Source organism: Paraburkholderia sp., assembly GCF_028283785.1.
GTDB lineage: Bacteria > Pseudomonadota > Gammaproteobacteria > Burkholderiales > Burkholderiaceae > Paraburkholderia.
On sequence record NZ_JAPWKB010000019.1, the window covers coordinates 1,239,768 to 1,263,030 of the forward strand.

Genomic DNA, 23,263 nt, shown 5'->3' on the forward strand with positions numbered 1-23,263 from the left:
AACAAAATTAAGCGTCGCATCGAACGTGGCGCCGCGGTTGCACCCGCCCCATGTCTCCGGCGCGGCGCACGCAAGACATTCACCCGATACGTCACAGGAAGAGAAGCATGTTGAACAAAGGCATCACAATCAAGGCGCGCATCGGCCTGACCATGGCTTTCCTCGCCGCATTGCTGGTTGCCATCGGCATCCTCGGTCTGGTGGGCATGGGCAAGGCGAACGACGCTTATCGCAATACCTACACGAATCAGATGCCGAGCGCGGTCAATATCGGCAATTCGGAGCTGTACGCGGCTCGCGAACGCCTGGCGCTGGATCGCGCCGCATTTATGATCGGCACGCCGGAAGCCGCCGGCACGATCGATCGCGCGAAGGTGATGCGCGAGACGTCGGATAAATGGTGGAAAAAATACATGGATCTGCCGCAGGGTCCGCAAGAAACCAGTCTCGCGCAAACGGTCGTCGGTAAGCGCGACGCTCTGCACAAGTCGGCCGACGCGTTCGCAGCGGTGATCGCGGCCAACGATTCGACGAAGGTCATCGAACTGGCCAAGCAACTGCAGGCGGACTACAACGAGTTGTCGCTCGCCGACGACGCGCTGCGCAAGTTCCAGTTCGAGCAGGCCGATAGCGGCTTTACCGAAGTGCAAAGTTCGTACTCGACGCTGCGTTACATCTCGATCGCCTCGTTGCTGGCAGGCGTGGTTGCAGCGGTTTTGTCGTACCTGACGCTGGCGCGTGCGATTTCCCGTCCGCTCGCCGATGCACTCGAACATTTCGACGCGATTTCCGCTGGCGATCTGCGTCGTCCGATCGAAATCCGCTCGCACGATGAAATGGGTCAGCTGATGGCCGGCATCGCGAAGATGCAGCACAGCCTGACCGATACGGTTCGCACGGTCCGCTCGGGCAGCGAATCGATCGCCACGGCCACGCGTCAGATCGCGGCAGGCAATATCGATCTGTCGTCGCGTACTGAAGAACAGGCGTCGGCGTTGCAGGAAACCGCGTCGAGCATGGAAGAACTGACCGGCACCGTCCGTCAGAACGCCGAAAACGCACGTCAGGCAAGCGCGCTGGCTGCAAACGCATCGGAGATCGCCAACAAGGGTAACGCGGTGGTCGGTCAGGTGGTCGGCACGATGGGCGACATCAACCAGAGCTCGGCGAAGATCGCGGACATCATCTCGATCATCGAAGGCATTGCGTTCCAGACCAATATTCTGGCGCTGAATGCGGCGGTCGAAGCGGCGCGTGCCGGTGAAGACGGCCGTGGTTTCGCGGTGGTGGCGGGCGAAGTGCGCAGCCTTGCACAACGTTCGTCGGCTGCGGCGAAGGAAATCAAGGAACTGATCGACACGTCGGTCGAACGCGTGCAGAGCGGTTCGGCACTGGTGGACGAAGCCGGTCGCACGATGAACGAGATCATCAGCGCGGTGCAGCGCGTGACCGACATCATGGGCGAGATCGCGGCCGCCTCGGAAGAGCAGAGCGGCGGGATCGATCAGGTGGCGCGCGCCGTCACGCAAATGGACGAAGTGACCACGCAGAACGCGGCGCTGGTCGAAGAAGCGGCCGCGGCAGCGCAGTCGCTCGAAGATCAGGCGGGCAAGTTGCGCACGGCGGTCGCGGTGTTCCAGCTGGAAGAGAACGGCTTCAAGGCGTCGATCGAGCCGCAGAAGCCGCGTTATGTGAGCCCGGCCGCGAAGAAGCCAGCGTACAAGGCGCCGGTTCGCAAGTCCGCGCCGATGGCGTCCAAAGCAGCCGCAGCCGCTCCGGCATCGGAGCCGGTAATGGCCCGCCCCGCAGCGGCACCGGCCAAAGCGCCCGCAATGGCGTCGGCAGGCAGCGACAAGGATTGGGAAACGTTCTGACCGGAGCGTGTCTCCGAGTTGTCTCTGAACTGCATCTGAACTGAAGCCCGCGTCGAGCGGGCGTCCCGAGGGCCGTGACCACGAAAGTGGCCACGGCCCTTTTTACGTCCGTCGTCATGTCACGCCGGGCCACGCAGACCTGGACCCGATGCCAGCGCGGCCGCCCGGCAAGACCTTGCGCGCTGTGGGCACGATCGTGCGCGGTGGGTCGCAATCCGCACACAATAAGCGCCCGGTTACGGTTCTGATCCGGTACATTGACGCATCACTTCTCAACGATTCGAAGCGCCAGCCAGAAAGGACCGACATGACGCAATACGACCTCGCGCATCGCCTGATCGACGCGCGCCGGCAGCACCGCCTGATCGACGCACTTGCGCCTGACAGCATGCCGCCCGACGCAGCCACCGCTTATGCGATCCAGCAGGCGGTCCTCGCCGGTCTCGGCGAACTGACGGGTGCATGGAAGATCGGCGCGAAGTCGCCGGGCGGCGCCACCTCCGGTGCGCCGATTCCGGCGTCGCTGGTGCTCGAATCGCCCGCGCGCGTTCAACATGCGGGATTTTTTCGCGTGCTGCTCGAACTGGAAGTGGCCTTCCGCTTCAACGAAGTCATCGAGCCGCGTCGCGATACGTATGCGCGCGACGACGTGTTGTCGCGGGTCGGCGTGGTATTGCCGACCATCGAGATCGTCGACAGCCGCTTTGCCGAATGGCCGGAAGTCGCGCCGCTCGCACAACTCGCCGACGCGCAGAACAACGGCGCGCTGGTGACCGGACATCCGGTGGCGTTCGCGGGTGTCGCGCGCAGCTTCGATTTCGTGTCGCCGGTGCTGTCGCTGACCTGCGACGGCGTGTCGGTGGTGCCTGAATCCACCGGCAACCCGGCAGGCGATCCGCGCGAACTTCTGGTGTGGTTCGTCAACCATTGCGCGGCAATGGGCATCACGATCGATCCAGGCTGGACCATCACCACCGGTTCGTATGTCGGTGCTTACCGGCTCGATAAGCCGGGTGTCGTGCGCGGTCATTTCGACGGCCTCGGCGATATCGAACTCACGCTGGTCTGAACGTCGGGCGACAGCCGCCCCGCGTTATCCGCATTCACGCCGGGTCGGATCCCGGCGATCTTCGCCAGTCCCGCGCGGTCATCGTTGCTGTCAAGCGAGTCGAGAAGCGTGCCGTGATGCACGGCGTGTTCTCACCATGATCCACGCGGCGATCGTCACCGCAATTCTGGTAACAGGCCGGTCGGTCTGCTATCCGTTCCTCTTTCTCACGATGCCGGCATGTGCGCTGTTACAAGTGCTCGCATGCTTGCACACGTGCGCCTCGCGCGTTCGCGCATCCGATATACCACGCCTGCCGTATACACCTATATTCCGGGCATTTTATGACGCCGATACGATAGTGATGCGCGTGCATTTCTAGCGGCGTGACACGCGGTAAGCAAACCCTGCTGTCGACGCGGGTATCGATTGCGAATGAATCATCTGCTGGTGAATCGCGAACCAACTTGCGATTCGTCGCTCACACCTTCAGCGACGAACAAGTAGCGGCATCCGCGATTAAAGATGTAACACACGATCACGCGCTGTACACGCATCGCACTGTTCGCGCGTTGCAGGAAAAAGCGGGGCAGCACTCACCGCAAGATGTAACGGACGTATGCAATGCGACGCAATGTTCGCTCACACACAGCGGCAACTGCGTCGCCTTGCGAATGTGATGCGGAAGGGTGCATCGACGATGTCGCTATCTGTTGTAGCGTCGAGAGTAAGGCTTGATGGACGCGCAAGATTGTAGGTGACCGAATCTGCGTTTCCAAGTGTCGAATGTAACGTCATGACTACGGCGCTATTTTTCGCAACGTAGTTCGTGAAAAAAAATTTAAAAGGGTTTAGGATGAATTCGAGCGATGTCGTTTCCGAATAGCGCGCCGCGCACGACATCAATCCAGACTTCGGCGAGGAGGTAGCATGGATATCTACAGCAGTTTCGCGACCCGCTTCGAAAAAACGCGAGAAGATGAACTCTCGCTTGAGGAGTATCTCGCGCTCTGCAAAGAAAATCCCGCCGCGTACGCCACCGCTGGCGAACGCATGTTAACGGCTATTGGCGAGCCCGAACAGATCGACACGCGTAACGATCCGCGCACGTCGCGCATCTTCGCGAACAAGGTCATCAAGGTATACCCCGCATTCCGTGAGTTCTACGGAATGGAAGACGTGATCGAGCAGGTGGTCGCGTACTTCCGGCACTCGGCCCAGGGGCTCGAAGAGAAGAAACAGATCCTGTATTTGCTCGGTCCGGTCGGCGGCGGCAAGTCGTCCATCGCGGAACGTCTGAAGCAACTCATGGAACGCGTACCGTTCTATGCAATCAAGGGCTCGCCCGTCAATGAATCGCCACTCGGGCTATTCGATTACGACGAGGACGGTCCGATCCTCGAAGAGCAGTACGGCATACCGCGCCGCTACCTGAAAAGCATTCTGAGTCCGTGGGCCGTCAAGCGGCTGCACGAGTACAACGGCGACATCCGCAAGTTCCGCGTGGTGCGTCGTTATCCTTCCGTGTTGCGTCAGATCGGTATCGCTAAAACCGAACCGGGCGACGAAAACAATCAGGACATCTCGTCGCTCGTCGGCAAGGTCGATATCCGCAAGCTCGAACAGTACGCGCAAGACGACGCGGATGCTTATAGCTACTCCGGCGGTCTGTGTCTCGCGAATCAGGGCTTGCTCGAGTTCGTCGAAATGTTCAAGGCGCCGATCAAGGTCTTGCACCCGTTGTTGACGGCCACCCAGGAAGGTAACTTCAAGGGCACCGAAGGCTTCGGCGCGATCCCGTTCGACGGCGTGATTCTCGCCCACTCAAATGAGTCGGAATGGAAGGCATTCCGTAACAACCGCAATAACGAAGCACTGCTCGATCGTATCTTCGTGGTGAAGGTGCCTTACTGCCTGCGCTATTCGGAAGAGATCAAGATCTACGAGAAGCTGATCCGCAACTCGTCGCTGTCTACGGCAGTGTGTGCACCCGGCACGCTGAAGATGATGGCGCAGATGTCGGTGCTGACGCGCCTGCAGGAGCCGGAGAATTCCAGCCTGTTCTCGAAGATGCAGGTGTACGACGGCGAGAACCTGAAAGACACCGACCCGAAAGCGAAGTCGTATCAGGAGTACCGCGATTTCGCCGGCGTCGACGAAGGCATGACGGGCGTATCCACCCGCTTCGCGTTCAAGATCCTGTCGCGTGTATTCAACTTCGATACGTCGGAAGTCGCGGCGAATCCGGTGCATCTGATGTACGTGCTCGAACAGCAGATCGAACGCGAGCAGTTCCCGCCGGAAACCGAACAGAAGTACCTGTCCTTTATCAAGGACGTGCTCGCGTCGCGCTACGCGGAGTTTATCGGCAAGGAAATCCAGACCGCGTATCTGGAGTCGTATTCGGAATACGGGCAGAACATTTTCGATCGCTATGTGACGTACGCAGACTTCTGGATTCAGGATCAGGAGTTCCGCGATCACGACACCGGCGAGAGCTTCGACCGCGCCGCATTGAATGCGGAACTGGAGAAGATCGAAAAGCCCGCGGGCATCAGCAATCCGAAGGACTTCCGCAACGAGATCGTCAATTTCGTGCTGCGTGCAAGAGCTGCGAATGCCGGGAAGAATCCGGCGTGGATCAGCTACGAGAAACTGCGCGTCGTGATCGAAAAGAAGATGTTCTCGAACACGGAAGAGCTGTTGCCGGTCATCTCGTTCAACGCGAAAGGATCGGCGGAAGAACAGCGCAAGCACGAAGACTTCGTCAACCGGATGGTCGCGAAGGGCTACACGCCCAAGCAGGTGCGACTTCTGTGCGACTGGTATCTGCGCGTGCGCAAGTCGTCATGATGCGCACGGCGCATCGCCCGCGCGAGAGCGTCGCGCGGGCGCCTTGCGGGGCGCAAGCTGCATCGTAAGCAGTCGCATGCACCACTTGCGCCCCGCACACCCGAATTCGCGGCGCTGCATGGGAGACCGGATGTGCTTCATCAAATCATCGACCGCAGGCTGGCTGGCAAGAACAAGAGTATTGCAAATCGCGAACGCTTCCTGCGTCGCGTAAAGAACTACATTCGTCGCGCCGTCTCGGACGCGGTGCGCGACCGTAGCATCAAAGATATCCAGAACACGCAGAGCATCACCATTCCGCGTAAGGACATAGCGGAGCCGTCGTTCCGGCATGGTCCGGGCGGCAAGCGTGAGATGGTCCATCCCGGTAACGCGGACTACATCCGCGGCGACAAGATTCAGCGTCCGCAAGGCGGGGGCGGCGGGGGCGGCGGCAATCAGGCCAGCAACGAAGGCGACGGTCAGGACGACTTCGTCTTCGAGTTGAGCCGTGAAGAATTCATGCAGTACTTCTTCGACGATCTCGAACTGCCGCGTCTCGTCAAAACCCATCTGCTCGCGGTTCCCACGTGGAAAAGCATTCGTGCGGGCTGGGCGGCCGAAGGCACGCCGAACAATATCGACGTGGTCCGTTCGCTGCGCAGCGCGCTCGGTCGCCGCATCGCGCTCGGTGCGCCGTTGACCAACGAACTGCGCGAGATGGAACGGCAGCTCGACGAGTTGAAGGCCGACACCGCAGACCGTCGCGATGAAATCCGTCTGCTCGAAGAGGAAATCCACCATCTGCGCGGACGCATCTGGCGCATTCCGTTTATCGATCCGTTCGACTTGCGCTACGTGAACCGCGTGAAGCAACCCACGCCGTCGAGTCAGGCCGTGATGTTCTGCCTGATGGACGTGTCCGGTTCGATGGACGAGCAGCGCAAGGATCTCGCGAAGCGCTTCTTTATCCTGTTGTATCTGTTCCTGAAACGGAACTACGAGAAGATCGAGGTGGTGTTTATCCGTCACCACACGCGCGCCGAAGAAGTCGACGAAGAAACCTTCTTTCATTCCACCGAATCCGGCGGCACGGTCGTATCGAGCGCGCTGGAATTGATGACCAAGGTGATGGAAGAACGCTACTCGCCGAGTGAATGGAATATTTACGGCGCGCAGGCTTCCGACGGCGACAACTGGACCGATGACTCCCCAAAATGTCGCAAGATGCTGCATGATGACATTCTGACGAAGGTGCGTTATTTTGCCTATATTCAGGTAACGCCCGAAGAGCAGAATCTGTGGCTCGAATATGCGCAACTGGCGCTCAGCCAGCCGCATATGGCGATGAAAAAGGTCGAGGGGGCCGCGGACATCTATCCGGTTTTCAGGGAGTTGTTCGAGAAGCAGGTGGCGGCTGCATGACGACACGACATCTGCATAACGAAGCGCGCGGCTATCAGCCGGAGCGCGGGACAGGCGTGCCGAAGCCATCCGGGCATGCCGAGACCGGTGCGGTCGGGGCCGGTGCAGCGCAAGCGGCTGCCGGAACGCGAGGACACACCGGAACGCCCGTCGAAGGGCAAAAGGAAGTCCGTATGAATGTAGCCGATAGACGGCCATTGCCGTGCCCGTCCGACTGGACCTTCGAATTGATCGAAGAGTACGACACGCATATCGCTCAGGTCGCCGAGCAATATGAACTCGACGTCTATCCGATCCAGCTCGAACTCATCAGCGCCGAACAGATGATGGACGCGTATGCGTCCGTCGGCATGCCGGTCAATTACCGTCACTGGTCGTTCGGCAAACACTTTCTCGCTACCGAAAAAAGCTACCGTCGCGGGCAGATGGGGCTTGCGTACGAGATCGTGATCAACTCCAACCCCTGCATCGCGTATCTGATGGAAGAGAACACGATGACGATGCAGGCGCTCGTCATCGCGCACGCCGCGTACGGGCACAACTCGTTTTTCAAGGGCAACTATCTGTTCAAGCTCTGGACAGATGCGCACGCCATCGTCGATTACCTCGTGTACGCGAAGAATTACATCGCGGAATGCGAAGAGCGTTTCGGGCTCGATCGCGTCGAGGAACTGCTCGATTCGTGCCATGCGCTGATGAACTACGGCGTGGACCGCTACAAGCGGCCGCAGAAGTTGTCGCTGGCGAAAGAGTCTGCTGCGCGTCGCGAGCGCGAAGCGTATCTGCAATCGCAGGTCAACGAATTGTGGCGCACGCTGCCTACGCGTCACACGCCGTTGCCTGAAGAGATCGACCAGCGGTATCCGCCGGAGCCGCAGGAAAACCTGCTGTACTTCGCGGAGAAAAATTCGCCGTTGCTGGAGCCGTGGGAACGCGAAGTGATCCGCATCGTGCGCAAGGTCGGCCAGTACTTTTACCCGCAGCGTCAGACGCAGGTGATGAACGAAGGTTGGGCGACGTTCTGGCACTACACGTTGCTCAATACGATGTACAACCAGGGCAAGCTGGAAGACGGCTTCATGATGGAGTTTCTCCATTCGCACAGCAATGTCGTCTATCAACCGCCCGTTACGAAAAAGTATTACAGCGGCATCAATCCGTACGCGCTCGGTTTTTCGATGATGAGCGACATTCGGCGTATCTGCGAAAACCCGACGGAAGAAGACCGGCGCTGGTTCCCGGAACTGGCCGGAAGCCCGTGGCTGCCCGCGCTGCACTATGCAATGCGCAATTTCAAGGACGAGAGTTTTATCGCGCAGTATCTGTCGCCGAACATGATTCGCGAGATGCGGCTGTTCTCGGTGCTCGACGACGATATGCGCGATGCGCTCGAAGTGTCGGCGATTCACGACGACAGCGGTTATCAGTACGTACGTCAGGCGTTGTCGCGGCAGTACGACATGCATCATCGCGAGCCGAACATCCAGGTGTGGTCGGTGAATACGCGTGGAGACCGCAGTCTGACGTTGCGGCATTTCATGAGCGATAACCGTCATCTGTCGGGAGACAGCGACGAAGTGCTGAAGCATATGGCGCGACTCTGGCAGTTCGACGTCTATCTGGAAAGCGTCGACGAAAACGGCACGGTCAGAAAGCGCTACGAGTGCAAGTATCAGCCGCCGGCAATCCGGTTGTAGCCGCTGATACGTCATCCCCGCAGGCGTCGTGCGATGTCGCACGGCGCCTCAGTTGAGAGCCAGCCTTCGGGCTGGCTTTTTTATTGGCGAGCGGAGATGCGCTGTGATGCGGCGACGTGCTGCAAAAACATCGCCGCTATCCGCACAAATCCTGATCCTGTCTTACCCTACATTCTGCTCACACGCCGCTTTCGCGGCTGTAAAATCCGCGACGGCACCCCGTCGCAAGCGGAGCGCGCCTGGAACGCGGCGACACGATCGCTACCTCCCGTCGAATAACAAGGACAGACACCAGCATGAACGTTCAGACCGACACCCCACCTCTCTCGGCAGACGACACCCGCCGCCGGATTTTCGCTATCGTCGGTGCGTCGTCGGGCAATCTCGTCGAGTGGTTCGACTTCTACGTCTACTCGTTTTGCGCGCTGTATTTCGCGCCCGCATTTTTCCCGAGCGGCAATCCCACCACGCAGTTGCTGAACACGGCCGGCGTGTTCGCCGCGGGCTTCCTGATGCGTCCGATCGGCGGCTGGTTCTTCGGCCGCCTCGCCGACAAACACGGCCGACGCAGGGCGATGATGGTGTCGGTGTTCATGATGTGCGGCGGCTCGCTGGTGATCGCGGTCTTGCCCACCTACGCGAAAATCGGCGCGCTTGCGCCGGCGTTGCTGCTGGTCGCACGGCTGTTCCAGGGACTGTCGGTCGGCGGCGAATACGGCACCAGCGCGACCTATATGAGTGAGGTCGCACTGCGCGGCCGTCGTGGATTTTTCGCGTCGTTCCAGTACGTGACGCTGATCGGCGGACAACTGTTCGCGCTGCTCGTGCTGGTGATCCTGCAACAACTGTTGAGCACCGAAGAACTGAAGGCGTGGGGCTGGCGCGTGCCGTTCGCGGTGGGCGCGGTGGCCGCGCTGGTGGCGCTCTATCTGCGCCGCTCGCTCGACGAAACCACCACCGCCGAGCAGCGCCAACGCAAGGAAGCGGGCACGCTTCGCGGGCTGATGCAACACAAGGCCGCGTTCCTGACCGTGCTCGGTTTCACGGCGGGCGGCTCGCTGATCTTCTACACGTTCACGACGTACATGCAGAAGTATCTGGTCAACACGGCGGGCATGCATGCGAAGACTGCCAGCAACGTAATGACGGCGGCGCTGTTCGTCTACATGATCATGCAGCCGCTGTTCGGCGCACTGTCGGACCGCATCGGCCGCCGTCGGTCGATGATCCTGTTCGGTGTGTTCGCGACCATCGGCACGGTGCCGTTGCTGCATACGCTGAAGGATGTCACGAGCCCGTATGCCGCGTTCGGCCTCGTGACCCTCGCGCTGGCCATCGTGAGCTTCTATACGTCGATCAGCGGCTTGATCAAGGCGGAGATGTTCCCGCCCGAAGTGCGCGCGCTCGGCGTGGGCTTGTCGTACGCGGTTGCGAATGCGCTGTTCGGCGGTTCTGCGGAGTACGTCGCGCTGTGGTTGAAGTCGGTCGGTAACGAGTCGATGTTTTACTGGTACGTCACCGCGTTGTGCGCGGTCGCGTTGATCGTGTCGTTCCGGATGCGTGACTCGTCGAAAGAAGGGTATCTGCGCAACGAGCCTTGAAGCTCGTGGCGCGGCGGGACGGTCCGCCGTTTCAGCGCCGAATGCGGTCACGTCACCACGATATCCGCTGCAACCTGATGTAGCAGATCGCGCAGCGCCTCCGCCTGCGCCATCTGCGCATCGCTGCGCAAGTGGATCTGCACGGCGCGTCCCGCGATGCCATCCACGGGGCGCGCCAGCCAGAGTTCGACTGCCAGCCCGAGTCCATCAGGACGTCCTTGCACGACAGGTTCGATGACCCGGGGTTTGAAACAGGCGGTGTCCGTCATGTAGTCGTTCCTCCAGCCAGGTCGCAATTCGATGAATCGATCGTAGCCAGCGGCTCGCCTATCGGCAAACGACAAATTTGCGTTAGCAAATTACCCCGCCGCGCAATTGCGCGATTCCATCCAGCTAATAATAAAAGACGCGCGGCGTGGCGGCATCTCCATGCCGCCACGCCGCGCGTGATTCACATGAACGCGTTCACCCGCCGCGCGTCAACTCACCGACGGCTCACCTTCACCCGGTTTCTTGCCCGGCTTGTCCGCGGGAGATTGCTTGCGCGCTTCGTCGTGACGCTCCGGCATTTTGCTTTTTTCGTTATCGCTATGCTCGGCCTTCTGCGGATGGTCGAGATCCGCAGTCTGGGTTTGATCGGCTTCGCTCATCTGAGTCTCCCATCGGGTGAATGACGCCATTGAAGCAGCAACGATCGGACCCGATCCGGATCGCGTCGCGCGTTCGTATGCGCAAAACGCAGGCAAATCCCGCTGACAGGTCGCGCCGGATGCACATATGCAGTGCGCGCATGCGTCGTCGATGTGCGCACGCATGCGTAGCAGATGCGTGCTTCGTCGCGCGTGACAGTGAACGAAGCCTTGTCGCGTCGGCATTGTTAGCCGTGCCTACACTATCTGGCACGCGATTCGCTTAATCGGGATCAGAGTAGAAGCGGCTAGCGACCGGCACACGATCATCGTGCCGGTAACGTGGGGCATTGCTCTTGGGGCGCATCGTGCGCCCACGTCGATCGCAGGATCGGCGTTTGAACGGGACCGTCCGGTCCCGCCGACAAGGAGCGTGCAATGTTGCCCCCAGTTCTCACATCGGTATTCCGGATTGTCGGCATCGCGTCGTTCGCATGCGCTACGCGCATGCGTGCGCGTCGGCATGCGCACAGCGCATCCGAACCCGTTCATCTCGCCCGTCCTGTTGTCCTTCCTACGTTCTCCACGTTGTTTCTCCCGTCACGGAGTCTGTCCATGCGCGTCCAGGATTTTCTTTACCGTTTCGCCGGTTTTACTCGCTCCACGTTGTTGCGCGCGGCAACCGCCGCCACCTGCGCGGGCACGCTGCTCGCCGCGCCGCTCGCGCATGCCGCCGATCACGTCACGTTGCTCACGAGCTGGTATGCGCAAGCCGAGCACGGTGGTTTCTATCAGGCGCTCGCAACCGGTCTCTACAAAAAGGCCGGTCTCGACGTGACGATCAAGATGGGCGGTCCGCAAGTCAACGGCATGCAGTTGCTCGCGGGCGGACAAGCGGACTTCATTCTCGGTTACGACTTTCAGGTGCTGTCGAGCGTCGAAGCCGGGATTCCGGTGACGACCGTGGCTGCTGCATTCCAGTTCGATCCGCAAGGGATGATGACGCATAGCGACGTCACGAGTCTCGCGGGCCTCAAGGGCAAGACGATTCTCGTCGCGGGTTCGGGCCGCACCAGCTGGTGGCCGTGGCTGAAGGAAAAATACGGTTACACCGATGCGCAGGCGCGGCCGTACACGTTCAACCTGCAACCGTTCTTCGCGGACCCGAATACGGCAATGCAGGCGTATCCGTCATCCGAAACATTCCAGGCCGAACAGGCCCATGCGAACGCACATTTCTTCCTGTTCGCCGACGACGGCTATCCGCCGTACAACGACACGATCGTCGCGATGCGCGACACGTTGAAGGCGAAACCCGATGTGGTCGCGCGCTTTGTGAAGGCGTCGATGGAAGGCTGGAAAAGCTATCTGAACGATCCCGCACCGGCCAATGCGTTAATCAAGAAAGACAACCCCGAGATGAGCGACGCGCAACTCGCCTACGGCGTCGCGCAACTGAAAAAGCTGAAGCTCGTGACGGGTGGCGACGCATCGACGATGGGTATCGGCGCGATGACCGACGCACGCTGGAAGAAGACCTACGACTACATGGTCGGCGCGAAATTACTGAAGCCCGCCACCGACTATCACAGCGCGTACACGCTGCAATTCATCCAGACCGCGAAGGTCATGCCGTAAGCGAGCGCACGACTTACAACGAACTGCACGAAAACGCAGTCACCCCGATACAGGCAATACAGGAGATTCACGATGCTGGTTACCCGACAAAAAGTCTTGCGCCGATTCTGGTACGCAATCATGCCGATGACGCAACTCGATGCCGGTCCGCAACCGTTCACGCTGCTCGGTGAGCCGATCGTGCTCTGGAAGGGCGCGGGCGGCAAGCCGCATGCATTGCGCGATCGCTGTTGCCATCGCACCGCAAAACTGTCGAAAGGCTTCGTCGATAGCGACGGCAATATCGCCTGCGGCTATCACGGCTGGACTTACGACTGCTCCGGCCAATGCGTGAAGATTCCGCAGAACGACAACAGCACGATCCCGTCGCGCGCGATCGTGCAGTCGTACCGGTGCGAAGAGCGCTATGGTTATGCGTGGGTCGCACTCGACGACCCGCTGCAACCGATCCCCGAGTTCCCCGAAGAAACCGCGCCGGGCTATCGCCGCATCCTGCAGTTTTACGAAGAATGGAAAACCAGTCCGCTGCGGATGATGGAGAACTCGTTCGACAATTCGCACTTCAGCTTCGTGCATAAATCGAACTTCGGCCTGTTCGACAATCCCAAACCGTCGAAGTACGAATTTCGTCCGAACGACTGGGGCTTCGAAGCGGAAACGCATGTGCCGGTACGCAATCCGCCCGCCAGTTACCGGATCACGGGAACCACCGAAGAAGTCACCGAGCGCCATCTGATCAACCGCTGGTTCATGCCGTTCGCGCGGCGTTTCGGCTGCACGTATCCGGCGAGCGGCGTGCATCACATCATCTATAACTGCGCGACGCCGATCGACGACAGCACGCTGATGCTGTCGCAATGGCTGTATCGCAACGACACCGAAGACGCATGCACGACGCAGGAGCTGATCGACTGGGATCGTCCGATCACCGATGAAGATCGCGACATCCTCGAAGCCACCGATTACGACGCCTGCATCGATGTGCGCCGTCAGCAGGAATGTCATATGGAGTCGGACAAGCCGGGCCTGCTGATGCGCAAGATGCTGTTGAAACTGCTCAACGATAACGGCGAAGTGGAAGTGTTCCGCGACACGTCGTCGCCCGATGCGGAGGCCTGATCATGCAAACGTCCATTGAAAGCCCGCGTACGTCGATGCCGCTGCTGTCCGTGCAGCGCGTCGACAAGCGCTATCCGAACGGCACGGTGGCGCTCGAAGACGTGCGGCTGTCGATCGAACCGGGCGAGTTCGTGTCGCTGCTCGGGCCGTCCGGTTGCGGCAAGAGCACCTTGCTGAAGATGTTCGCCGGCATCGAAACGCCGACGCATGGACATATGCGCTGGTGGGGCCAGCCGTTCGAGACGGTCGGTTCGGCAGGGCGTCGAATGTCGATGGTGTTTCAGGAAGCGACCTTGATGCCGTGGGCGAGTGTGGCCGACAACGTGCGTCTGCCGCTCGATCTTGCCCACGTGCCGCGTCGCGAAGCGGACGCGCGCGTGGCCGACGCGCTCGACGGCGTCGGTCTCGGCAAGTTCGGCCACGCGTTGCCGCGCGAACTGTCGGGCGGCATGCAGATGCGCGCATCGCTCGCGCGGGCGCTCGTCACCGAGCCGGATCTGCTGTTGCTCGACGAACCGTTCGGCGCACTCGACGAGTTCACGCGCAACCGGCTCGACGGCGACCTGCGCGCGCTGTGGCACCGTCGCGGGATGACGGTCGTGTTCGTCACGCACAGCATCTACGAAGCGGTCTATCTGTCGAGCCGCGTGGTGGTGATGCAGGCGCGGCCCGGTCGCGTGATCGCGGATGTCGCGATCGACGGTCCGCAGGATCGTGACGATGCCTATCGCGTCAGCGCGCCGTTCATGCAGCATTGCAAGACCTTGTCCGAACTGATCACCGACGCGCATCGTGCGAACGACGTGGATGCCGCGCTTGAAACAGGAGTGCAATCATGACTGGCGAAGTGCTATCCGCCCGTGCGATGAAACGGGCTCGCATCATCCGTCAAGGCGAACGTACGCCGCTGTTGCAGCGGCCCGGCGTGGCAAAGGCGCTTGCGCCGTGGCTCGTCGGTATCGTGATGCTGGCGCTGTGGGAAGGCTGGTGCGTGCTGCTGAAGGTGCCGTCGTATCTGGTGCCGTCGCCGTCCGCGATTGCCGTGCAACTGGTTCAGGATGCACCGCTTCTGTTCGGCAGTCTGCTCGCCACGTTGAAGATCACCTTGCTCGCGTTCGCGCTTGCGACGGTGCTCGGCGTTGCCATTGCGTTGCTGTTCGTGCAGAGCCCGTTGATCGAGGCGAGCCTGTTTCCGTATGCGATCCTGTTGCAGGTCACACCCGTCGTCGCGATTGCGCCGCTGATCATCATCTGGGTGAAAGACACCACGCTCGCGCTGGTCGTCTGCGCGACGCTGGTTGCGCTGTTCCCGATCATTTCGAATACCGCGCTTGGATTGCGCAGCGTGAATCCCGGACTGATCAACCTGTTCAAGATCAACCGCGCGACGCGTTGGCAAACGCTGGTGCGCTTGCGTATTCCAAGCGCGTTGCCGTACTTCTTCGGCGGTCTGCGGATTTCGAGCGGCTTGTCGCTGATCGGCGCGGTCGTCGCGGAATTCGTCGCGGGCACGGGCGGCAGCGGTGCCGGGCTCGCCTATCAGATTCTGCAAGCCGGATTCCAGCTGAACATTCCGCGCCTGTTCGCGGCGTTGCTGCTGATCACGGTAACCGGCGTGGTGCTGTTCGGCATCACCGTATGGGTGTCGCGCATCGGTTTGCGCGGCTGGCACGATAGTCAACTTTGAACGCACACAGGTCTTTGCCCGTGACACAAGAACCCCATAAAAGCACGTTGATCCGCAATGCGGCCGCCATCATGACGGGCGGTCGCGGCACCGACGACGACCCCGCGCGCGTCGCCGGTCCGGACATCCGGCTGAACGGCGACACCATCGCGGAGATCGGCGCATTGACGCCGTTGCCCGGCGAAACGGTTGTCGATGCAAGCGATTGCGTCGTGTATCCGGCGTGGGTCAACACCCATCATCATCTGTTCCAGTCGTTGCTGAAGGGCGATCTCGCCGGACTCGACGCGAGTTTGACGCCGTGGCTCGCCGCGACGCCGTATCGTTTTCGCGCACTGTTCGATGAAAAGCGCTTCAGGCTTGCCGCGCGGATCGGGCTGATCGAACTCGCGCGCTCCGGCTGCGCGACGGTTGCGGATCACAACTACGTGTACTACCCCGACATGCCGTTCGACAGTTCGGCGATCCTGTTCGACGAAGCGGACAAGCTCGGTCTGCGGTTCGTGTTGCTGCGCGGTGGCGCGACCCAAACGCGCCAGCTGGAAGCCGATTTGCCCACCGCGCTGCGCCCGGAGTCGCTGGATGGATTCCTGGCCGATATGGAGCGTCTGGCGGCTTCCTATCACGATGCTTCGCCCCGGGCGATGCGCAGGGTCGTGATGGCGCCGACAACCGTGCTGTACTCGATCTCGCCGGCCGAGATGCGGGCGACCGCGGCATTCGCGCGCAAGCTCGGACTGCGCCTGCATAGCCACCTGTCCGAAACCGTCGGCTATCAGGACAGCGCGAAGGCGATGTACGACCGCTCGCCGGTCGCGTTTTGCGGCGAGCATGACTGGCTCGGACCGGACGTCTGGTACGCGCATCTCGTGAAAGTCGACGCCGACGAAATCGCGATGCTCGCGCAAACCGGCACAGGCGTCGCGCATTGTCCGCAAAGCAACGGGCGTCTGGGCAGCGGCATATGCCCGGTGCGCGACATGGCCGATGCCGGCGTGCCGGTTTCGATCGGCGTGGACGGCGCGGCGTCCAACGAAGCGGCCGACATGATCTCGGAAGTGCACATGACCTGGCTTGCGCAGCGCGCGCGCGTCGGCATGGCGGCCACACCGAAGTTTCGCGGCGGCACGTTCGAAGGCGGAGCGCATGCGGCGAGCGTGGCCGATGTGATTCATTGGGGCACGGCGGGCGGCGCATCGGTGATGGGCCTCGACGAAGTCGGCCGTGTCGCGCCCGGTTATTCCGCCGATCTCGCGATCTACCGGCTCGACGATCCGCGCTATTTCGGCTTGCACGACCCGGCCATCGGACCCGTTGCATCGGGCGGACGGCCGACGCTCGCGGCGCTGTTTTGCGCGGGCCGACGAGTCGTCAGCAACGATGCGATCGACGGTGTCGATCTGGTCGAACTCGGACGCGAGGCGAGGGCAACGGTGAAGGCATTGCTCGCGGAAGCGCCGGCCTGATCGCGGCGATTGTGTTGATTGCGGCGATTGCCGCTGACGGGCCGTGCGGCACAGTCACGCCGCGCCGTCCGTCAGCGATACGATGAAATCGAAAAAAGCCCGTACTTTAGCGGGCGGATGGTGGCGGGACGGATAAAGCGCGTACAGCGGATACAGCTCGTCGGCCCAATCCGGAAACAGCTCGACGAAGCGTCCGTCCGCGAATAACGGCGCCGCGCCGAGCGCGAGAATCTGCGCGATGCCCTGGCCTGCCGCGCATGCGCTGTGCAGCGTGCCGACGTCGTTGACGGTCAACACGCCGCGCGGCGCGAGCATCACGCGTTTGCGTCCGCGATGAAATTCCCATTCGAACGGCTGGCCGGTTTCCGGGTCGCGAAACTTGATGCACACGTGATGGCCTTTATCGAGGTCGGACGGCGTCACGGGGTGCCCGTATTTCTTCAGATACGACGGCGCGGCCACGGTCACGATGCGCGTGTCGAGCAGCTTGCGCGCAATCAGTGTCGACGATCGCGGCTCGCCGAAGCGCACGGCGAGATCGAAACCATCGGCCACCATATCGCCGAGTTGATCGCGCGTGATCAGTTCGAGTTGCAGATCCGGATGCGCGTCCATGAACGCGCCGAGCCGTGGCCCGAGCACGAGCCGCGAGAAGAATGGATCGATGGTGACGCGCAACCGGCCGCGCACCGCAGTCGCCCCGAGCGCCGCCGACGATGCCGCGTCTTCGAGCCCGTTGAGTAACGGTACGATCTGCTCGTAAAAACGACGGCCTTCGTCGGTGAGCGTGACCGAGCGCGTGGTGCGGTCGAACAGACGGATACCGAGCCGCGCTTCGAGTCGCGCGACCGAGCGACTGACACCCGATTGCGACATGTCGAGCGCATCGCCCGCCGCCGCAAAACTGCCGCTATCGACGATCGCGATCAAAACACCCATGCCGTTCAGCATCCGTTCATCGAATGGCATGTGCATGCTCCCCTGTCATGAATTCATCGCGAGTCATGCTACCGCGAAATACCCGGGCGCACGCGCGGATGCGGACAATCGCCAACCCGTGGGCATGCCGTTTGCGTGGGCACGTGAAGATCGATCACACGGAGACACTCACTATGCACATCGTCACTAACATCGGGCCGCTGGTCGCATTGATCGCGGGGATCCTGATTCTTGTCGTGCCGCGACTGCTGAATTTTATCGTTGCGTTGTATCTGATCATCATCGGTTTGCTCGGCCTGTTCGGCGATCACATCCACTGAATCTCCGTTGAAATTTCCCGCACGCGGTACGTAGCAATGCGTACCGCGTCGACGCATTGCTGGTTGCATCTGCAACCATTCGGGTAATTACCCATTCAGCCGCGTCACGTCGTTTTTTAGCGACGCGCCGCGCGCGTCGCAGCTGCACGATCCAAATTTCTTTTTTTCGGCGTGACACGCGTCGCTATACTTTGTCGGCATCTTTCCATATAAGGCACATCGTTTCGCATACGGAACAAAACAAACCGTAGTGAAGGATGGTGTCGTGTGGCGGAGCGGGCGCGGGCCGCCCCTGTCGAGCCTGGCATTGAAGCGAAGACAATGACGAAGAACTGGACCATCAATTTGCGGATCGCGATCACGATCGCGTTTCTCGGCCTGTTGCTGATTGCCACGGGCGTGCTCGGCATTCTCGGCATGGCCGAAAGCAATCAGGGGCAACGCGACGCGTACGCAGTGCACTACGCGTCGGTCGTGGCGTTGGGCAAGTCGGGCACGGCGATGTCGCGCGCGCGCTTCGGGCTCGACTGGGCGATGAGCAATCCGCATTCGCCGCAACTCGGCGCGCAACTCGAACGTGCGCGCGCGTTGCTTGCCGATTCCGATCAATGGTGGACACGCTTTCGCGGTTTGCCTAAGACCTCTGAATTGCAAGGTCTGACCGACGATCTGGACGCAAAACGAAGCGCGGTGATGCGCGACGGCATCGATCAGTTGATCAAGGCAATTCAGAGTGGCGACACGAGCTGGATGGACGAAAGCCGCGCGAATACGTTGATCGGTTTGTACACCGCAATGAACAAGAGCCAGGGCGCGCTGGAAGCGTATCTCGACGATGCCGCGAACGATGCGAATCAACGTGCGAGCGCTTTGTTTCACACGTTGCTGGTGGCGGTAATCGCGAGCATTGCGATTGGTCTTGGGGTCGCGGTCATGAGCTGGCGGACGTTGCGTCGCGCGATCATGTCGCCGCTGAACCAGGCGTTGGCCCAGTTCGACGCAATTGCCGCCGGTGAATTGACGACGCGCGTGCCGGTCCACTCGAACGACGAGATGGGCATGTTGTTGCGCGGTCTCGCGACCATGCAGGACAAGCTTGGCTCGACGATCACGACCGTGCGTTCCGGATCGCAATCGATCGCATCGTCGACGCAGCAGATTGCGGCGGGCAATCTCGATCTGTCGCAGCGCACGGAGGAGCAGGCAGCGTCGTTGGAGCAGACCGCATCGGCGATGGAGCAATTGACGTCGACCGTGCAGTTGAACGCGGAGAACGCGCAGCATGCCAGCCGGCTGGCCGTGGAGGCATCGGAGATGGCCGCGCGCGGACGTGGCTCGGTGGGGAACATGGTGGACACGATGCACGCGATTCACGCCGGGTCGTCGAAGATGACGGGGATCATCGGCGCGATCGAAGGGATTGCATTTCAGACGAATATTCTGGCGTTGAACGCCGCCGTCGAAGCAGCGCGCGCGGGCGAGGAAGGGCGCGGATTTGCGGTGGTGGCGGGAGAAGTGCGCAGTCTTGCGCAGCGTTCGGCGGCGGCAGCGAAGGAGATTAGCGGGTTGATCGCGGAGTCGACGAGTCGGGTGGAGAGCGGCGCGAATCTCGTCAACGAAGCGGGCGGGACGATGCAGCAGATCGAGGCGGCGATTACGCGGGTGGCGAAGCTGGTTGGGGAGATTGCGGCGGCGTCGAGTGAGCAGAGCGAGGGGATCCGGCAGGTGAGTCTTGCGGTCACGCAGATGGATGAGGTGACGCAGCAGAATGCGGCGTTGGTGGAGGAGAGTGCGGCGACGGCTGCGTCGCTGGCAGGGCAGGCGGCGAGGTTGAATGAAGTGACGGGGGGGTTTAGGGTTTAGGGTTTTTGGGGTTTGGGGTCTTCGGTTGGCGATGGGTTGGTTGGTTTTATGTTGGCGTGTGCGGCCTGTTTTTGCGCTGGGTTGGTTGGATCGTCCCTGTGCGGGACCGGGTGCGTTTGGCGGTTCGCATGGCGTTGGTTTGGTTGCGCCTGGCGTGGCGTGCGTGGCCTGTTTTCACGCTGGTTTGCCTGGATCGTCCCTGTGCGGGACCGGTGCGTTCGGCGGTGCTCGCGTCGTTGGTTTGGTTGATCCTCGCGTGGCGTGCGTGGCCTGTTTTCACGCTGGTCTGCCTGGATCGTCCCTGTGCGGGACCGCACCTACTTTTCTTTGCTCGCGCAAAGAAAAGTAGGCAAAAGAAAGCGCGTTTACACCGACACTTTGTAGCGAGTGGCGTTCATTCATTATCGGGTAGTGGACCGCGCACGATTTGAGTTGCCGCACCGCTTAAGCGAGTGACAAGGCAGTCATTCGTTCCGGCTGTTCGCTCCGCGACAGCCGTTGGGCACAGCCCCGTCTTTATCTCTTGGCGCCATTCGCGCGCTGCACTCTGTCGGTTACAAAACCCATTTTCCTGGCATGCGCCGGTCTGGTCGCGCGCGCAAAATTCCTGGCTACGCAGAACGTCGGAACCGTCGTGAAAACGGGTGAATACCGTGGCGGAAACCGGCTCCTGAGCCGGGCGCCTGGACCGTCGTGAAGGCTGGCAAATCGGGTGGTGAAAACCGGGCTTAAAGCCGACGCCGGAATGGTCCTAAGGAGAGCAAATGCCGTGCACAAACCGCGCTTTGGGCTGGACGCCGGAACCGTCGCGAAGGCGAGCCAAGGTCGTAGCGCAAACGGGGTTTTGAAGTGGGCTACCGCCGCGAAGCGGGCGGGATGTGCGGGCGCGGACCACCACGAAAAACGGACCGCGAACTCAAAACGTGCGCGGTCCACTACCCGAAAAATACTAGACACCACTCGCTACGGAGCGCGAGGTAAACGCGCTTTCTTTTGCCTACTTTTCTTTGCGCGAGCAAAGAAAAGTAGGTGCGGTCCCGCACAGGGACGATCCAGGCAAACCAGCGCGAATACAGGACACGCACGCCAACATAAAACCAACCAGACCAGCGCGAAAACAGGCCACGCCCGCCACGCCAGGAGCAACCAAACCAACACCGCGCGCACCGCCAAAAGCACCCGGTCCCGCACAGGGACGATCCAACCAAACCAGCGTGAACACAGGCCACGCACGCCAACACAAAACCAACCAACCAACCAACCCACCGCAACAACCAAACCCAAACCCCAGGCACACCCATTGCGCAGCAACCCAAACCACTCCGCGCCGCAAGGACCAACCTCCCATGTCCCCGCAACCCAATCCCGATGAGCGCCCGGAACCCACCCACAAAATCCCCCATTTCCCAGGCATCCCCTCCCTAACCGCATCGCTACGCGAAACACCTGAAACACCCGACAGGGAAACCACCTTCAAAAACCTGATAACCCACCACTACGACCAGCTCCCGCTACCCGCAAAAGGCCAAACCCTAACCCGCTGGCAAGCGCTCTCAGCAGTCGCAGCGTGCGACCTGTCGCTGACCAAACTCTTCGAAGGCCACACCGACGCGCTAGCGATCCTCGCCGAACTCGCAGGTCCACCTTCGAACGACACCACTGCCTGGGCCGTATGGGCCGCAGAACCCCCAACGGCACGTGTCACCGCAACCGCAATCGGTGGCAAGGACAAACATCCGCAACTGATTCTCGACGGTACTAAAGCCTGGTGCTCGGGCGCCCGCATCGTCGATGCCGCGTTGATCACCGCATGGCTCGACGGCGCGCCGATCCTCGCCGCCGTTTCGATGAATCAGCCCGGCGTGTCGATCGATTCCGCTCAGTGGCATGCGGTCGGCATGCAGGCGACCAACAGCGCCGACGTCCATTTCGAAGGGGTCAGCGCCACCCAGGTCGGTGGACCGCATCGATATGTCGAGCGTCCGGGTTTCTGGCACGGCGGAGCGGGGATCGCGGCGTGCTGGTATGGAGCGGCGGCTGCGATCGGCGGATGGGTGCGCGACGCCGTGCAGCGTCGCGCGGAACCGCATCGGCTGGCGCATCTGGGCGCTATCGATGTTGCGCTCGCGAGCGCTGCGGCTGCGTTGCGCGAAGCGGCGGCTACGATCGATGCGCATCCGCACGCCGATAGCCAGCGCGTCGCGTTGCGGGTTCGCCTGATTGTCGAGGCGGCGGCAACGGAGGTCATGACGCACGCGGGCCGCGCACTCGGCGCGGCGCCGTTGTGTCGCGATGCGCGTTTCGCTCGTGCAATGGCCGATCTGCCGGTGTTCTTGCGCCAGAGTCATGCGGAAAACGATCTCGCCGCATTGGGTCAAGTCATCGTCGGGACGGACAAGCGGGAGGACACGCCATGGATGCTGTGAGCAAGCCGTCATCGTCGGACAGCGAATCGTCGCGCGACTATTTCGACGCACTGTATGCGCGCAGCGACGACCCCTGGCATCTTCGTGAAGGCTGGTACGAACATCGCAAGCGTCAGCTGACGCTCGCCGCGTTGCCGCGCGAACGCTATCGGAACGCCTTCGAACCGGGCTGCGCCAACGGCGAATTGACGGCGCTGCTTGCCGTGCGTTGCGACGCGCTGCTCGCCGCGGATTTGCACGACACGGCCGTGCGCGTCGCGCGTGAACGGCTGAACGTTGAATGTGAACAACGCGTCGATCGAGTGGGACTACGTCAGCAAGATCGACCGGACAATCGGCACGTGCGCATCGAAAGACTGACGATGCCTGCCGAATGGCCCAATGACGACGGCCCATTCGATCTGATCGTCATCAGCGAACTCGCATACTACCTGGCGCTCGCCGATCTGGAAGGCCTCGCGCGATGCATCGCGCAAAACCTTTCGAGCGACGGCACCTTGCTCGCGTGTCACTGGAAACGTCCGTTCGACGCCGCGCACCACACCGCCGCCGATATTCATCACTGCTTCGACGCGCATTGCGGACTCACGCGCGTCGTTCATCACGACGAGCCGGATTTTCTGCTCGACGTATGGACGCGCGACGGTCGATCAGTGGCCGAGCGCGAAGGGCGCGCATGACGCGCCGACTGCCGCGATG

At 61.3% G+C, this 23,263-nt stretch carries 18 protein-coding genes; 15 read left to right on the plus strand and 3 right to left on the minus strand.

All coding sequences use genetic code 11. From position 1 onward, the window contains the following. Positions 1 to 107: 107 nt before the first annotated feature. From PW947_RS27815 to PW947_RS27840, 6 genes are all read left to right on the plus strand, one after another. A complete protein-coding gene (locus tag PW947_RS27815; RefSeq protein WP_299635577.1) occupies positions 108 to 1,874 on the plus strand; it encodes a methyl-accepting chemotaxis protein in 1,767 nt (588 codons plus the stop codon). 307 nt (positions 1,875 to 2,181) lie between these two features. Continuing rightward, positions 2,182 to 2,943 (plus strand): hydratase, encoded by a 762-nt coding sequence (locus PW947_RS27820; protein ID WP_299635578.1) that lies wholly within the window; start codon positions 2,182 to 2,184, stop codon positions 2,941 to 2,943. Positions 2,944 to 3,852: 909 nt separating this feature from the next. Then, positions 3,853 to 5,775 (plus strand): PrkA family serine protein kinase, encoded by a 1,923-nt coding sequence (locus tag PW947_RS27825; protein WP_299635579.1) that lies wholly within the window; start codon positions 3,853 to 3,855, stop codon positions 5,773 to 5,775. A 132-nt stretch (positions 5,776 to 5,907) separates the two neighbouring features. Beyond that, complete coding sequence (locus PW947_RS27830; RefSeq protein ID WP_299635580.1) at positions 5,908 to 7,179, plus strand: YeaH/YhbH family protein; 1,272 nt, start codon at positions 5,908 to 5,910, stop codon at positions 7,177 to 7,179. Beyond that, positions 7,176 to 8,876 carry a SpoVR family protein gene (locus PW947_RS27835; protein WP_299635581.1) on the plus strand — a complete coding sequence of 567 codons (1,701 nt, stop codon included), beginning with the start codon at positions 7,176 to 7,178 and terminating at the stop codon, positions 8,874 to 8,876. The genes PW947_RS27830 and PW947_RS27835 overlap by 4 nt, the downstream gene beginning before the upstream one ends. 296 nt (positions 8,877 to 9,172) lie before the next feature. Next, entirely contained in the window at positions 9,173 to 10,477 is a 1,305-nt protein-coding gene (locus PW947_RS27840) for an MFS family transporter (RefSeq protein ID WP_299635582.1), read from the plus strand. A 47-nt stretch (positions 10,478 to 10,524) separates the two neighbouring features. Here the strand turns inward: PW947_RS27840 and PW947_RS27845 are convergent, their stop codons facing one another. Then, positions 10,525 to 10,746, minus strand: coding sequence for a hypothetical protein (locus tag PW947_RS27845; protein ID WP_299635583.1), 222 nt, complete (start codon positions 10,744 to 10,746; stop codon positions 10,525 to 10,527). A 210-nt stretch (positions 10,747 to 10,956) separates the two neighbouring features. Next, positions 10,957 to 11,127 (minus strand): hypothetical protein, encoded by a 171-nt coding sequence (locus PW947_RS27850; RefSeq protein ID WP_299635584.1) that lies wholly within the window; start codon positions 11,125 to 11,127, stop codon positions 10,957 to 10,959. Positions 11,128 to 11,721: 594 nt separating this feature from the next. Here PW947_RS27850 and PW947_RS27855 point away from each other — a divergent pair. From PW947_RS27855 to PW947_RS27875, 5 genes are all read left to right on the plus strand, one after another. Continuing rightward, a complete protein-coding gene (locus tag PW947_RS27855) occupies positions 11,722 to 12,744 on the plus strand; it encodes an ABC transporter substrate-binding protein (protein ID WP_299635585.1) in 1,023 nt (340 codons plus the stop codon). Positions 12,745 to 12,816: 72 nt separating this feature from the next. Beyond that, positions 12,817 to 13,863 carry an aromatic ring-hydroxylating dioxygenase subunit alpha gene (locus tag PW947_RS27860; protein WP_299635586.1) on the plus strand — a complete coding sequence of 349 codons (1,047 nt, stop codon included), beginning with the start codon at positions 12,817 to 12,819 and terminating at the stop codon, positions 13,861 to 13,863. 2 nt (positions 13,864 to 13,865) lie between these two features. Further along, the gene (locus PW947_RS27865) at positions 13,866 to 14,702 is read left to right on the plus strand and encodes an ABC transporter ATP-binding protein (RefSeq protein ID WP_299635587.1); all 837 of its coding nucleotides are present in this window, start codon (positions 13,866 to 13,868) and stop codon (positions 14,700 to 14,702) included. Positions 14,703 to 14,728: 26 nt separating this feature from the next. Then, the gene (locus PW947_RS27870) at positions 14,729 to 15,550 is read left to right on the plus strand and encodes an ABC transporter permease (RefSeq protein WP_299636056.1); all 822 of its coding nucleotides are present in this window, start codon (positions 14,729 to 14,731) and stop codon (positions 15,548 to 15,550) included. Between the two features lie 20 nt (positions 15,551 to 15,570). Beyond that, positions 15,571 to 17,016, plus strand: a complete 1,446-nt coding sequence (locus PW947_RS27875; RefSeq protein ID WP_299635588.1) for an amidohydrolase family protein — start codon at positions 15,571 to 15,573, stop codon at positions 17,014 to 17,016. A 54-nt stretch (positions 17,017 to 17,070) separates the two neighbouring features. On the opposite strand, the gene PW947_RS27880 is transcribed toward PW947_RS27875, so the two are convergent. Next, entirely contained in the window at positions 17,071 to 17,985 is a 915-nt protein-coding gene (locus PW947_RS27880) for a LysR family transcriptional regulator (RefSeq protein WP_299635589.1), read from the minus strand. A 143-nt stretch (positions 17,986 to 18,128) separates the two neighbouring features. Between PW947_RS27880 and PW947_RS27885 the strand changes: the two genes are divergently transcribed. From PW947_RS27885 to PW947_RS27900, 4 genes are all read left to right on the plus strand, one after another. Further along, entirely contained in the window at positions 18,129 to 18,275 is a 147-nt protein-coding gene (locus PW947_RS27885) for a DUF3096 domain-containing protein (protein ID WP_299635590.1), read from the plus strand. 321 nt (positions 18,276 to 18,596) lie between these two features. Further along, positions 18,597 to 20,138 (plus strand): methyl-accepting chemotaxis protein, encoded by a 1,542-nt coding sequence (locus tag PW947_RS27890; protein ID WP_299635591.1) that lies wholly within the window; start codon positions 18,597 to 18,599, stop codon positions 20,136 to 20,138. Positions 20,139 to 21,352: 1,214 nt separating this feature from the next. After that, positions 21,353 to 22,564 (plus strand): acyl-CoA dehydrogenase, encoded by a 1,212-nt coding sequence (locus PW947_RS27895; protein WP_299635592.1) that lies wholly within the window; start codon positions 21,353 to 21,355, stop codon positions 22,562 to 22,564. Then, positions 22,552 to 23,244, plus strand: coding sequence for an SAM-dependent methyltransferase (locus PW947_RS27900; protein WP_299635593.1), 693 nt, complete (start codon positions 22,552 to 22,554; stop codon positions 23,242 to 23,244). Before PW947_RS27895 ends, PW947_RS27900 begins: the two co-directional genes overlap by 13 nt. Positions 23,245 to 23,263: the final 19 nt, after the last annotated feature.